The organism is Ewingella sp. C233 (assembly GCF_055407225.1).
Window position 1 is genome coordinate 960,760 of sequence record NZ_JBUZRI010000001.1, and the last position, 14,589, is coordinate 975,348.

General features: G+C 54.8%; 9 protein-coding genes and 1 pseudogene. 6 read left to right on the top strand and 4 right to left on the bottom strand.

The window, feature by feature from the left end:
* Positions 1-308: 308 nt before the first annotated feature.
* Positions 309-1,160 carry an AraC family transcriptional regulator gene (locus ACZRKO_RS04440; protein ID WP_463736022.1) on the top strand — a complete coding sequence of 284 codons (852 nt, stop codon included), beginning with the start codon at positions 309-311 and terminating at the stop codon, positions 1,158-1,160.
* A gap of 15 nt (positions 1,161-1,175) precedes the next feature.
* Here ACZRKO_RS04440 and ACZRKO_RS04445 read toward each other — a convergent pair whose 3' ends face one another.
* Positions 1,176-2,600, bottom strand: coding sequence for a pyridoxal phosphate-dependent decarboxylase family protein (locus ACZRKO_RS04445; RefSeq protein WP_463736023.1), 1,425 nt, complete (start codon positions 2,598-2,600; stop codon positions 1,176-1,178).
* 91 nt (positions 2,601-2,691) lie between these two features.
* Positions 2,692-4,092: a CoA transferase gene (locus ACZRKO_RS04450; RefSeq protein ID WP_463736024.1), complete on the bottom strand. Its 1,401-nt coding sequence runs from the start codon at positions 4,090-4,092 to the stop codon at positions 2,692-2,694.
* Between the two features lie 382 nt (positions 4,093-4,474).
* Here ACZRKO_RS04450 and ACZRKO_RS04455 point away from each other — a divergent pair, with 382 nt between their 5' ends.
* Positions 4,475-6,130: a glucan biosynthesis protein D gene (locus tag ACZRKO_RS04455; RefSeq protein WP_463736025.1), complete on the top strand. Its 1,656-nt coding sequence runs from the start codon at positions 4,475-4,477 to the stop codon at positions 6,128-6,130.
* A gap of 168 nt (positions 6,131-6,298) precedes the next feature.
* Here ACZRKO_RS04455 and ACZRKO_RS04460 read toward each other — a convergent pair whose 3' ends face one another.
* On the bottom strand, positions 6,299-6,481 hold the full coding sequence (locus ACZRKO_RS04460) for a hypothetical protein (RefSeq protein ID WP_463736026.1): 183 nt from the start codon (positions 6,479-6,481) through the stop codon (positions 6,299-6,301).
* Between the two features lie 321 nt (positions 6,482-6,802).
* Between ACZRKO_RS04460 and ACZRKO_RS04465 the strand changes: the two are divergent.
* Positions 6,803-7,901, top strand: a pseudogene (locus ACZRKO_RS04465) (glycerol dehydrogenase).
* Between the two features lie 31 nt (positions 7,902-7,932).
* Here ACZRKO_RS04465 and ACZRKO_RS04470 read toward each other — a convergent pair.
* On the bottom strand, positions 7,933-9,219 hold the full coding sequence (locus ACZRKO_RS04470) for a DUF445 domain-containing protein (RefSeq protein ID WP_463736027.1): 1,287 nt from the start codon (positions 9,217-9,219) through the stop codon (positions 7,933-7,935).
* Positions 9,220-9,381: 162 nt separating this feature from the next.
* Between ACZRKO_RS04470 and ACZRKO_RS04475 the strand changes: the two genes are divergently transcribed.
* The 3 genes from ACZRKO_RS04475 to ACZRKO_RS04485 all read left to right on the top strand — a co-directional run bounded on the left by ACZRKO_RS04475 (position 9,382) and on the right by ACZRKO_RS04485 (position 14,470).
* Positions 9,382-11,040 (top strand): multidrug ABC transporter permease/ATP-binding protein, encoded by a 1,659-nt coding sequence (locus ACZRKO_RS04475; protein ID WP_463736028.1) that lies wholly within the window; start codon positions 9,382-9,384, stop codon positions 11,038-11,040.
* A gap of 13 nt (positions 11,041-11,053) precedes the next feature.
* Positions 11,054-11,872: a hypothetical protein gene (locus ACZRKO_RS04480; RefSeq protein WP_463736029.1), complete on the top strand. Its 819-nt coding sequence runs from the start codon at positions 11,054-11,056 to the stop codon at positions 11,870-11,872.
* 171 nt (positions 11,873-12,043) lie between these two features.
* The gene (locus tag ACZRKO_RS04485) at positions 12,044-14,470 is read left to right on the top strand and encodes a DUF3772 domain-containing protein (protein WP_463736030.1); all 2,427 of its coding nucleotides are present in this window, start codon (positions 12,044-12,046) and stop codon (positions 14,468-14,470) included.
* The last annotated feature ends 119 nt before the right edge of the window (positions 14,471-14,589 follow it).

A 14,589-nucleotide genomic window follows, 5' to 3' on the forward strand; every position in this document is an offset into this window, starting at 1 on the left:
GTCATCATTCAAGCTGCATAGGCCCCGAGATATTTAGGGTAAATATTAATTTTATAAGTGAAATATTGTTTCAATTTGGTGGTTTAGCTATTCAGGCATTTTTCCCGGTGCCTATTTGCCGTCAGTGAAATATAGAGAATTTGTTTAGGCTGATTGTTATGCGGCTCACATAACGTTGCATTTTTTTAAATTGATATTGCCGGGAAGGACGGAAAGGGGCTTAAATTGCAATATTCAGCCAGAAAATTGTAATTTCTTGTCATTGGACCTGTGGCGGACGAATGCCCTTAATCCTGTAGGGGATAATCATGGCGGTGACCGACTTTCTCGAACGCATTGCCCTCAATGAACGGCAGATTTCCTTTAACCGTATGAGTAAAGGCAGCGCTAACTACTTTCACTGGCATCAGTGTCTGGAAATGCTGTTTATCAGCCGGGGCTACGGCATTGTGATTGTCGATAATCAGCAATACACCCTAAAGCCCGGCCGTTTATTTGTCTTTGCGCCGTTCAAACTGCATAAAGTTTTTGTCGAGCAGACGGATAAAAATCAATACGAGCGCACCACGGTGCATCTGGACCATCAAATGCTCGACGGTTTTTTGCAGCCGTTCCCGCAACGACGCGCGCATTTTGCGCGCCTTTGGGACAGTGACCGCGATGCTCATATCTACGATCTGGCTTCCAGCGCGGTACACATTGAAGCGATCCTTGAAAATTTCAATGTGCTTAAACAGGCTGAAACTCATCAGTGGGAAGACATTGCCATGCTGGTGCTGCAATTAATGGCGTTTATGCCCGCAGAAGAGGAGCGGCAGAAGACCGTCAGCCGCACCACGGCATCGAAAGTGATGCAGTGGATAGAAGAGAATTACGTGCACAAGTTTTCACTGGCGGAGCTTTCGGCGTCGGTGGGGTTATCGCAGAGTTATATTTCGCGGGTATTCAGTCAGGAGACGGGCGGATCGATTGCGGATTTTCTGGCAACGCGGCGCATTAAACGGGCATGCGAGTTACTGCGTTCAACCGATCTCTCCGTCGAAGCCGTCGGTAGCCAGTGCGGTTTTGCCGACGCACCCTATTTCATCACTTGTTTTCGTAAACTGATTGGCAGAACGCCGCTGCAATATCGCAAAGCGGCGTTCCGGCTGGAGCTATAGCTTTTCAGGCGTTGATCAGACTTCTGCGCGGCAGGCTTTTATCGATGCCAGCGCCAGTTTGATATCCTGTTCACCGGTCATCCAGTTAACCAGCGCCGCCCGCATTCCGGGTTTGCCATTCAGTGAGGTAGAGGTACAACGCACAACTCCCGCGTTGTCGAGCAGGCTCAGAAAGCGGTTACGGCGCGCGACAGACTCCGGGTTGCTTTCGGCATCGTCCAGCGCAAAACAGACCACGTTTAACGTCACCGGTGCCAGCAAGCGAAAACCTTCCATCTCTTCAATCTGACGGGCAAACAGGGCAGCCAGTTCTACATTACGCTCGACCACTTCAGCCAGACCGGTACGGCCATAGGCTTTGAGCGCCATCCATACCGGCAGGGCGCGGAAGCGGCGGGAGTTTTCCGGCGTCAGGTGCAGATAGTTGTCTGGACGTACACTGGGCGGCTCAAGATAGGCCGAATGGTTCTGGAAGACTTCAATCTGTAATGGCAGGTGGGCTTCGCGGGTAAACTGAATCGCACTGTCATACGGCACGTTCAGCCATTTATGTGCATCGACCGTAATGGAATCCGCCTGCTGCCACCCCTCAAGCAGATGGGTGAATTTTTCACAAGCGGCAGCAACACCACCAAACGCGGCATCGACGTGCAGCCAGAAACCATATTTCTCGCGCAGCTTCAGCAGTGCTGGGAGATCGTCAAAAGCCACGGTGTTCACAGTTCCGGCGCTGGCCAGCACCAGCGTCGGGGCGTCCGGATGCTGCTGTAGCGCCATCTCCAGCGCCTGAGGGTCAATGGCTTCACTACCGGGCAGGGTTGGGATACTCTCCAGTGCCTCGCGGCCAATACCCAGCATACTCAGCCCTTTTACGCTGCTCGAATGCGCCGCCGCAGCCAGCACCCGTACCGGACCCAGCGCGTGCAAACCCTGCTGTGCGACATCAACGCCGCGTTGTTTGCCAAGCCACTGGCGGGCAATCGCCATGCTGACGAAATTCGCCATGGTCGCGCCGCTTACAAAACTGCCGCACTGACTGGCGGGCAGACCGAGCAATTGCTTCAGCTGACTGATGGTCGCCAGCTCAATGGCCGGTGACACCGAGTCAAAATGCAGTTGGGTATTTTGGTCTATGACGCTGACCAGCCAGTCGGCCGCGACAGAAGCCGGTGTTCCGCCGCCGGTGACAAAGCCAAAATAGCGCGGACCGGCGCTGGCGGAAATTCCATCCGCATATTTATTCCAAAAATCATTCAGCGCGGCTTCGGCTCCCATGCCCTGCTCAGGCAGAAGATCGTCTCCGGCCCTCAATTGCTGCGTGTTCGGTGGAGGGCAGGTCGAACGGTCAGGCAGAGAATCAATAAATGACACTGCTGTATCACGTGCCTGTTGCAGAATATCGCCAAACGTATCGAAGTCATGCTGAAGAGTAGGATGCATAGATTGCGTAAACCTGTAAGTGGCCCGATAAAGGAAGAGTTAAGAATCATTAACCTAATCTATTTTTATGCGCGGTAAAATTGAGACTTTTTCACTCTCGCTCCTGCCAGCCCGGTTGAGCCGAACCCAGTGCCGAAGCGGGGAGATTCCAGCGCATTTCCGTTCCCGCCAGCCGTACCGGTGGCAGTAAACGCCAACCATCACCCCATTGGGTGTGTTCCGGCGTAGCGGCGAAATCGCGTTTCTCTGCGCCGGAAATGGCATCATTCAGGCTGAGGTCCGCCTTCTGTACAGGGTGCATCAACTCGGCAGCCGTGCGCGCCAGTGACAGCCGGGTTTCGCTGCCCTGACCACTGCGCAGCCGCTCGGTTAATCCGTGAATCACCGCCGCCGCCATCAGATAACCGGTCGCGTGATCCAGCCCCTGAACCGGCAGGGGATGGGGTTTCTGACTGCCCGCCCAGTGCATGCCGTGTTCGGCAATCCCGCAGCTCATCTGCACCAGACTGTCGAAACCGCGCCGTTCCCGCCACGGCCCGCTCCAGCCATAAGCATTCAGACAGACGTCGACCAGCCACGGTGCCAGCAGGCGGCGCTCTGCCGGGCCATAACCCAGCTTTTGCAGCGCACCGGCGCGGTAACCATGAACCATTACGTCGGCCTTGCTTAGCAACTGTTCGAATGTGTGGCGGTCCTGCGGGTTATGCAGGTTAAGCCGGGCGCAGCGTTTGCCGAGGGTGATCTCCGGCTCCTGGCTGGCCTCTTCCCAGCCGAAGGGATCGATGCGCAGCACGTCTGCACCGAAGCCGGCCAGAAAGCGTGTCGCCACCGGACCGGCAATAATGCGCGTGAGATCCAGCACGCGGATACCCTGAAGCGGCCGGTGAACTGATACGGGCCACGCCGGTTCTGGCTGGGCAGCAAAAAGAGATCGCCGGAACAGCGCCTCCTGCGCCACGCTTTTCCCCTGAATATGCTGCTGCCACACTGCGGTGCTGCGCATTTCTGCCGCACAACCTCCCGCTTCAACAATGGCCTGCTCCAGCGCCTGCTTGTGCCACGTTTTTACCACCCGCGCCAGCGACGGCCTGTCGGCATGATGGCCGAGAACCGCTTCAACCACTTTGCGGTGCGCTGGCGCATTGGTATGCAGCCGGATCCAGCCGTCAGCTGTGGCGTAATCACCGGCGATGGCGTCCCAGACGGGCGGTAATTCCCAATCCTGAGGGGTAAACGTAGCGGAAAACCACAATGAAGCGAGGCGGCGGTCGACCTCCGCCTGAGGGATCTGATGGCCGCGTTCGGCCATCAGTGCGGTTAATGCCAGGGAAGCAACGGCGACCGAGGCGGTGGCAAATTCAGTGACCCGATAAGCTGAGGGTAAATGGCCTGTTCCGCTGATGTGCAATGCGGCAGGCAGGGGAGTGTCGCCGTTGGCGGTTAATTGTGAATACAGTGACCGGGTCCATTGTTGAATAAAAGTATCTGACATGGGGCGCTCCCTGAAGAAACCCAAAAGGACTGACTCCATAATAGTTAATAATTTCATAACTATTCATTAACTTTAAATGTAACAGATTCATCTTAAAAAGATGGCATCAGGAGAATTTTTAATCAGAAGAATAGGGTTCGGTAAGGCGGGCTTAACGTTTCTGTCAGCCGTCGCTCACGCCGCGTACAGCGGCGATCTCACATGCCGGAAGCATAAATGCGCGCAAGCTATTTTTTAGCTGAAAGCATTCAATTTTATGGTACTCGTGATGTGAATTTTACGTTAGCCTTGTGGTCGTATTTTTTACATCCCGCTGCTTGCCCTCTGGCATCAATAGAAAAGCGGATAATTTGAATTGCCCAGCACAGGAAACCCTTCTTGCATGGAACGAAGAGCATTTATCAAAGCGTCAATGGCGTTTGCCGCCTACTGCGGGGTGCCTGCGATGGCATCAGTGTTCACGCGATCTGCTGCGGCAGCGCAGGAGAACGTAGCGGACGGTGGTGCCACCACTTTCGACTACTCCGTGCTGCAAAAGATGGCCCGCTCCCTCGCTTCGCAACCTTTTGGTGGTCCGCCGCAGCCTCTGCCGCAGACGCTGGCTGAACTGACTCCTCAGGCGTATAACGCCATCGAGTACGATCACGGGCATTCCCTGTGGCATGACCTGCCGAACCGCCAGCTTGATGTCGAATTATTCCACGTCGGCATGGGATTCAAACGTCGTGTGCGTATGTATTCTGTCGATGCCGATAAGCATCTGGCCCGTGAAATTCACTTCCGCCCGGAGCTGTTTAACTACCATGATGCCGGTGTGAAAACCGAGCAGCTTGAGGGCATCACGAACCTCGGATTCGCCGGGTTTAAGGTCAACAAAGCGCCAGAGCTGACCCGCCGCGACGTGGTGTCATTCCTCGGTGCCAGCTATTTCCGTGCGGTGGACGATACCTACCAGTACGGTCTGTCGGCGCGCGGCGTGGCTGTAGATACTTTTGCCGGTGTGCCTGAAGAGTTCCCTGACTTCACGGCGTTCTGGTTCGACACCCCAAAACCAGGCGATACCACCTTTACGGTATATGCCCTGCTCGATGGCCCGAGCATCACCGGCGCTTATCGCTTCATTATTCACTGCGAACCGACCCGCGTGGTGATGGAGATCGAAAAACACATCAACGCCCGTAAAGACATTAAACAGCTCGGCATTTCGCCAATGACCAGCATGTATAGCTGCGGCACCAGCGAGCGCGGCCGTTGCGACACCATTCACCCGCAAATTCATGACTCAGACCGTCTGGCGATGTGGCGCGGGAATGGCGAATGGGTTTGCCGTCCGCTCAATAACCCGCAGAAATTGCAGTTCAACGCCTTTGCGGATGAAAATCCGAAAGGCTTCGGCCTGTTGCAGCTGGATCATGAGTTCAATAATTATCAGGACGTGATTGGCTGGTACAACAAACGCCCGAGCCTGTGGGTGGAGCCGGTAGGAAACTGGGGGAAAGGGGCGGTTAACCTGCTGGAGATCCCGACCACCGGTGAAACGCTGGATAACATCGTCTGTTTCTGGCAGCCGGAAAAACCGGTTAAGGCCGGTGACTCTTTCGACTTCAGCTACAAACTTTACTGGAGCAGCACGCCGCCGGAACGCAGCCCGCTGGCTAACGTACTGGCAACGCGTACCGGTATGGGGGGCTTCCCGGAAGGCTGGGCGCCGGGTGAAAACTATCCGAAAGTCTGGGCGCGCCGTTTCGCCGTTGATTTTATTGGTGGTGATCTGAAAGCGTATGCTGATAAGGGTCTTGCGCCTGTGATCAACGTATCCGCCGGTAAAATCAAAGACATCGAAATCCTGTACGTGCAGCCGTTTGATGGCTATCGCATTTTGTTCGACTGGTACCCGGACAGTGATTCGGTTGCGCCGGTTGAGCTGCGGATGTACGTGAAGTCAGGCGAAACTGCGCTGACGGAAACCTGGCTCTATCAGTACTTCCCGCCAGCACCGGACAAACGTCGTTATATCGATGACCGCCAGATGAGTTAAACGCTCGCGGTTCCAGTGATGAATCATCACAAATGACAAAGCCCCGTCTCTTACGAGCGGGGCTTTTTTTGACTTCTTATTCGCAGGTGAATCAGAAGCTTATTCTTGCTGGAAAACCCGACACAGGAGACTCAGCAACTTTTAAAAATACTTCTTCGAAGACTTCACTCAGAACGCTTTCACCAGTACCTGGCGCTGCGAAGGTTCCTGACCGGTTTTCAGCAAAGCGTCGAAGGATTTCTCCATCTTTTTGACGTGCTGCAAAAATTCTTGTGGCGACAACTCATGTGACTTGCCGCTCATGAAGGCAAGTGCGAGTTCTTTGGCTTGGTAACGCTGGAAGTTATACATTCTGTTCCTCATTTTTTTAAAAGATTAAACGGAGTGGCTAACAACGAGCTGAATACTCTGCAACTGCTGACTACGTGCTGCCAATGCGATGCATTCTACGGATTCCATTGATAAGTAAAAGTCGCTTCTATTGATAGATTTGATAGTTAAAAGCTTAGAACGAAAAATTGAGCGATAAGAGATAATGATTTTCATTCCGTGTTTTCCTCTGGCGTCTTTTTCTTAGCTTTTCATGCGGTTGTTATTAGATTTAATAATGTGACTTTGCGCGGCAGAAGGGTACTCTCAGGGTAGGTTTTTCAACGGAAAGAGGTTGTTATCATGAGTAAATTTATCTTCTCTTCGCCACGAAAATACGTACAAGGCAGCGGCGTTCTGGACGACCTGGGCGACTATTTGCCTGCGCTGGGCGGTAAGTCGCTGCTCATCGCCGATGATATGGTCTGGGGCATCATTGGCGAACGCGTTAAAGCATCGCTGAAAAAAGCCGAAGTGGAATTCCACTATGAAAAATTTAAAGGTGAAGCGTCGTCCAACGAGATAACCCGTCTGGCGGAGATTGCCCGCAAAGCGGGGACTCACGTGGTGGTTGGCCTCGGTGGCGGTAAGACGCTCGATACCGCTAAAGCCATTGCCGATGAACTGAAACAGAACGTGGTGATTGTCCCGACGGTCGCGTCGACCGATGCCCCATGCAGCGCACTTTCAGTGATTTATACCGACGAAGGTGTGTTCGACACTTACCGTTATCTACGATAAAAACCCTGATCTGGTGCTGGTGGATACGCAGGTTTGCGCTCAGGCTCCGGTGCGTCTGTTCGCTTCTGGTATTGCTGATGGCCTGGCGACGTTCGTCGAAGCGCAGGCCGTACTGCGTTCGCATTCGCAATCTATGGTCGGTGGTGATCCGACAATTGCCGGTATGGCGATTGCTGAAGCCTGTGAGAAAACGCTGCTGACTTACGGTTACAGCGCGTATACCGCCGTCGAGCAAAAACTGGTTACACCGGCCGTTGAGGCGGTAGTCGAAGCCAACACGCTGCTGTCCGGACTCGGCTTTGAGAACGCCGGATTGGCGGGTGCGCACGCTATTCACAACGGGTTTACCGCGATTTCAGGTGATATCCACCATTTGACCCACGGCGAAAAAGTGGCGTACGGCACATTGACGCAAATGGTGCTGGAACAGCGTCCGGACGAAGAGATCGCCCGTTACATTCGTTTCTACCGCGCCATCAAAATGCCGACCACGTTAAAAGAGATGCATCTTGAAAAAGAGTCTTACGAGAATCTGGTGAAGGTCGGTGCACTGGCTGGCGGCAAGGGCGATACCCTCGGCAACCTGAACCAACATCTGTCACCGGAAGATGTGGCCAACGCGATTCTCGCGGTGGATGCGTTCAGCAAAACAGTCAAATAATAGTATTCCTCCCCCGGAAAAGGGGGAGTTTCTAGACCCTCGCCATAACCCACGGCAATACCACCGGTATTTGCGAGAGCAGATACAACACCAGCCCGATAAACGCCCCAACCAACGTACCGTTGATGCGGATAAACTGTAAATCCTTGCCGATATTGAGCTCAATCTGGCGCGACATATCCCGCGCATCCCAGCTTTTCACCGTATCGCTGATGTGGCGGGTGAGGAATTCGGCGAAGTCCGGCGCCATTCTGGCGGCGACCGTTTCCATTTGTGCATTCAGTGACGCGCGCAGCGTAGCATCCTGCTCCAGCGCCTGACCCAGCCATTGGCCGGACTCTGTGATTTTTGCGTGTACTTTGGAATCCGGCCTTTCCAAATCCTCTTTCAGCCAGCCGCGCATATCTCCCCACAGCTGCATGACGTAACCGTTGAGTTTCTCGTCATTTTTGAGGTATTGCTTAATCTCTTCGGCCTTCTGCGCCGTCGCCGGGTCGTTTTGCAGCTTCCAGATAAAACCCTGTACCGAGCGGTCAAAACCTTTGCGGAAAGCGTGAGTTTTATCGTTGCCCATGTCGTCGAGCACGGAATTAACGGCGTTCGATACCATATCCGCGCCATTGCGGCCGAGCCAGCCGGTTGGCAACAGTTTGGCGGTGAGAGGGTGCTCGCGCTTCATCCAGGTCACAATCTGGGCGGAGATAAAACTGCGTGTGCTCTCTTTCGCCAGCAGCAGCTCCAGCTGATCCATGGCCTGATCCAGTAGCTCCTGATGGCGTCCGTCTTTGGTCAGGCTTTCCAGTAACGTCGCCACCGATTGCGACAGATCGATTTTGTCGATCACGCGAAACAGTGCCCGTTTAATCAGTTGGGCGATGCGCTGATCGTCGGTGACATCCAGAAAGCCACGCATCATCTTAATCATATAACCGGCGAAGCGCGGAGCATTGTCCGGCGCATTTAGCCAGTCAGAGAGCATCCTGGCCGGGTCATGCTTGCGGATAAGCTCCACAATCGAGGCCGGTGCGAGGAATTTTTCTTGCACGAAAACCGCCAGATTATCGGCAATTTTGTCTTTGTTTTTGGGAATGATAGCGGTATGGGCTGCGATAAAGGGCACCGACACCCGACGAAAGAGTGCGACAACGGCAAACCAGTCGGCCAGCGCACCGACCATTGCGGCTTCTGCAATGGCTTTCAGCCCCGAGACCCAAAAGTTGGGCGGGAAAAACAGCGTGACAACAAACAGGGCAGCGGCGACAAGCAGCAACCCCAGCGCATTTCGTTTACTTCGGCGAAGTTCATGTTCTTTATCCATTACAGAAGTTTAGGAACTGCGCCGTGCGCTGTCAGCTTTTTTTCACCGCGCCGGGGCCGTGAGCGATAAAATGAGAATTATTCTTGATATCAACCGGCTGCTCATTACACTGCGGGCAGACGATGTTTCTGTATTAATACGATTTAAGAAAGTGAGAGTCTCATGGAGTTGTTGCGCGTTGTTTTTAAGCAGTACCGCTGGCCGTTTTTAGCGGTGATGGCACTGAGCCTGCTCAGTGCGGCGTTGGGTATCGGGCTGATTGCCTTTATCAACCTTAAGCTGATTGAGACCACCAATGCCTCACTGGCGGTCCTGCCGGAATTCCTCGGCTTCTTAATGCTGCTGATGGTCGTCACGCTGGGCTCACAGCTGGCGCTGACCACGCTGGGACACCACTTTATCTACCGCCTGCGCGGGCAGTTTATTAAGCGCATTTTAGACACCAATATCGAACGGATTGAACAGATTGGGAACGCGCAGCTGCTGGCGAGCCTCGGCAGCGACCTGCGGGCGATCACGCTGGCCTTTGTGCGTCTGCCGGAACTGGTACAGGGGATCATCCTGACGCTCGGTTCGGCGGCCTATCTGGCGTGGCTGTCGCCGAAAATGTTACTGGTCACCGTGGTGTGGCTGGTGGTCACTATCCTGGTCGGTTTTACGCTGGTCTCAAGGGTTTACCGCCATCTGACCCATGTGCGCGAAGCGGAAGATAACCTGCAAAAAGATTACGAGAAGGTGATCGACGGGCGCAAAGAACTGGCGTTAAACCGTGAGCGGGCGCGCCTGTTGTATGAAGATGAGTATCAGAAAAACGCCGGGGATTACCGCCACCACATTGTGCGTGCCGACACCTTCCACCTCAGCGCGGTTAACTGGTCGAACATTATGATGCTCGGCGCCATCGGTCTGGTCTTTTTCATGGCGAACACGCTCGGCTGGTCCGATACCAACGTCGCCGCGACTTACTCCCTGACGCTGCTGTTTTTGCGTACGCCATTGTTGCAGGCGGTGGGCGCGCTGCCGACCCTGCTCAGTGCGCAGGTCGCCTTCTCGAAACTGACCGCCCTGAAACTCAGCGATTATCAGCCGGAGTTTGCCGCGCCGCCTGCGTCGCAGGACTGGCAAACACTGGAATTGCGTGACCTGACGTTCAGCTATGGCGGCAAAACAGAAGGGCAGGGCTTTGGTGTCGGGCCGCTGAATCTGACCATCAAACGCGGGGAACTGGTGTTTCTCATTGGCGGTAACGGCAGCGGGAAATCAACCATGGCGATGTTGCTGACCGGATTATATCAGCCGCTGTCCGGCCAGATCCTGCTCGACGGCGTGCCGGTTACCGCACAGAGTCAGGAGCAATATCGCCAGCTCTTCTCGGCCGTGTTTACGGACTTTCATCTGTTTGGTCAGATGATGGGGCCACAGGGGAGTACGCCGGACCCGCAGCTGGTGGAAGATTGGTTACTGCGCCTGAACATGGAAGCCAAGCTACAATTTGACGGCCAGCGAGTTACCAACCTGCAACTGTCGCAGGGGCAGCGCAAGCGCGTGGCACTGCTGCTGGCGGCCTGTGAAGGGCGTGATTTCTTACTGCTTGACGAGTGGGCGGCCGATCAGGATCCTCAGTTTCGCCGCACGTTCTATCGGGAACTTTTGCCGCATCTGCGCGAAATGGGTAAAACCGTGCTGGCAATCAGTCATGATGATCACTACTTTGAGCATGCTGACCGCTTGCTGGAAATGCGATCCGGCAAACTGAGTGAACTTCATGGCGAAGCACGCGCGGGTGCCAGCCGCGATGCCGTGGCACAAATCGGAAACTAAAAGGAAGCAGGGAATGAATTGGAATGATGTAATTATTGCCGCCGTGGTTGCTGCCATTTTGGGTGGCGTGCTGAAGGCGCTGTACAAGAAAGGCAAAATTGGCCGTACGCCGGCCATTATTATTTTTCTGGTGGTGATCCTCGGTGGGAATTTCCTGTATGAAGGCGTGATTAAGCCCCGTTTGGCGGGTGATGATCAGACCCAGGAGATCGACCAGGCGCTCTCTGCGCTACCGATTTACAGCACGATTAAAGCGCAGGAACCGGCCCTGTATAGCCAGATCCGCAGCAATATTCTGCGTCTGAAAAAAGAGGGGAAATCTCAACAGGAAGCGATTGATACGGTCAAACCGATGGTGTCTGACCTGCTTTCTCAGCGCATGAATACTGCGCCGGATGCCAATGTGATTGCCGCGATGGAAGTCAGCCTCGAAGAGATGCAGGCGTTGCAGGCACGCAACGACGGCAGCTGCTTTAAATTCCTCTATCCGCAGATCAACGGCGGCGTTAACACCGCGCAGGTTCTGCCACCTGAGCTGTTTAAGAAAGACCTCGATACCATGAACGCCTTACTGCTGGCCAGCGGTAGCGGCCAGACGGCGCAGCCGACCGTGGTCAGCGGCGAAAAAGCCAAAGCCCTGATGGCACCGGTTCGTCAGGCATTGCAGGATAAATACGGCGATCAGTTGCAGATGTTCAATGATTTAAGCGCTGCGAATGTGGATCACGCCAAGGTCTGTGAGATCTCGATCACCCTCTACAGCGGTATTCTGGCCATGCCGCCGCAGGAATCTGCACCGGTATTACGTCTAATGCTGGGCAAACAGGGCTAATTCCTGTCTGAGCCATCCCCGGTCGCACTTGTACGCCGGGGATGTCCACCGTGAGACCTATTTAGGACTTCCACGCTAATACAGAAAAAACCTGATCTTTTCCCGCCAATAAACCGCTATCCTAATCATACTGAAAAATAATAATTCCCCGGGTTTCGGATACATTCTTTTATGCATACTTTCTTTAAAGCGCCCGTTATGTGGGCACTGCTGCTTTCGCTGTTAGCGGGACCGGTCACGGTGCTGGCGGCAGACAATAGTGCGCCGCAAACGCCCCCCGCCAACGGTGACGCGGCTTTACCGGTTAAAATCAACGCTCCGGCGGAGCTGACCGCGCTGCAAAAACGCCTCGACACCACCAAACAGCAGGTCGCCACGGCGAAAACCGAGAAGAAACTCAATGCGCTGAATGACGATGCGCTGAGGCTGTTCGACGATGCGGAAAAGCTGGTGATGGCTCTCGGGCCGCAGCGGTCGCAGATTCAGGCTCAGCTCGATGTACTCGGCCCGGCACCGGCGGTCGGCGCGTTACCGGAAACCCCGGAGGTTATCCGCCAGCGTAATAAACTCAACGCCAGCAAAACGCTGCTCGATGCCCAGATTGATCAGGCCAACGCCATCCGCACCAGCGCGCAAAACTTGTCGGCGCAGATCCGGGGCCTGCGGCGTGAAACGCTGAAAACGCAGATTGCCCTCAATTCCGGCAGTATTCTGGGTACCACGTTCTGGAAGCCGCTCTTTTCCCCGAATGAAAATGACCTCGCCCGTTTTGATGATTTCAGTTCGCAGGTCAAAGATGCGTGGGATCAGGCATGGCAGCCGGAATACCGGTTTGGTTCGGCGATCTATCTGTTACTGGCGTTAGCGATCGGCCTGTTTGGCCGCCGGGCGCTTGACCGGCCGCTGGCATGGATGCTGCCACGCTGGTTGCCGGGAGGGCGTTTACGGCGCAGCCTGCTGGCCAGTATTGCTACGCTTATCATCGTGGTTTCACAGTGGCTGAGCGCCACGCTGTTCTGTCAATTTTTCGTGCGCCTGCCCGACACCTCAGGGCTATTGCTGGATCTGGCCAACTCCATCACCGTGCTGGCAGTATTCTCTGCACTGATTGCCGGTCTGGGCTCGGCGCTGTTGTCGAACCGGCATCCGTCGTGGCGTCTTCCGGCAATGGCAGATCCTATCGCTAAAAAGCTGGCCTCATTCCCGATAACCCTTGCGGCCTTTATCTTTATTTTTGGCATTGTCGAAGTGCTGAACGGGCTGATTGACTCCAGCGTGGCCTTAACCATACTTGGCAACGGTCTTTCCGCGCTGCTGGTTGCCATGAGCTGCCTTATCGCGCCTATGCGGGTTCACAAAGTACGCCGCCAGTTGCTCGCACGGGGTGAGCAGGCCGAAGCACGTTCGATGCTGGCCGGACTGATTCAAATAGCAATAACCATTACCGCTGTGGTTATCGTCATTGCGTTAGTGATCGGCTACATTCCGCTGGCACGTTTCCTGACCTACGAATTGGTATGGGTCGGGCTGGTGTTGACCTGCCTTTATTTACTGATCCATCTGGTGGTGGATTTCAGTGAAAGCTTCTTTTCTCCTACCACCTACAGCGGCAAGTTGCTGAAAAGCACAGTCAGCCTGAATGAGCGCCACCTGTCGCTGGCGGCCACGTTGTTTGCGGCGGTAGGGAAAACACTGCTGGTGCTGTTTGCGGCCCTGGCCTTGCTCAACGGGACGTTTGGAACCACCACGCCGCTGGAACTGCTTGGTAAAGTCGTCGATATCTGGGGCGGTAAAGGCCTGGAAAGCATGAATATTATTCCTGCCCACGCGGTGAATGCTTTCCTTTGTCTGGTGGTTGGCTGGTATGTGCTGCGTTCGGCTAAGCACTGGCTGGACAAAGAGTTCTTGCCGAAAACTATGATGGACCGGGGTATGCGCGCCTCGCTGGTAACGCTGTTCAGTAACGTGGGTTATGTGCTGGTGATCCTGCTGACGCTGTCGACGCTCGGGATCGAATGGAACCGGCTGGCGTGGATCGTCAGTGCGCTTTCGGTCGGTATCGGTTTTGGCTTACAGGAGATTGTGAAGAATTTTATCTCCGGATTAATTTTGCTGACGGAGCGCCCGGTGAAGGTAGGCGATCTCGTGACCATCAGTGGGGTGGAAGGGGATATCCGCCGCATCAACGTGCGCGCCACGGAGATTCAGCTCAGTGACCGTTCCACGGTGATCGTGCCGAACTCGCAGTTCATTTCCCAGAACGTGCGTAACGCCACGATGGGCAATGCGCAGGGTGTCGCCACCATCGCGCTGACTTTCCCGCTGGATATCGATCCTGAGCAGGTGCGCTCGCTGCTGCTACAGTGTTACGAGTTGCACGAAGCCGTCCTCGACACCCCGGCACCGTCGGTCAGTTTCAAAGAGCTCGGCCCGACGGGGATTGTGCTCAGCGTCACCGGCTACGTCGCCAGCCCGCGTGTGGTCAGCGGCACCAAGAGCGATCTTTTGTATGAGATCCTCAAAGCCTTGCGGGCCGCGGACATCAGCCTCAGCCAGACTCAAACCATGTTGTTGGAGCAACCGGTCGAAAAACGGTAGGGTTTTCGCCTCGGCGGCAGGCCTATACCTTGGGCTGCCGCCCAAACCTGCTTTTAAATTCAACTTCAAAATCAAAATCAAGATCGTGGGCTCGCCGCCCACACTGGCCCAAAGGAGGT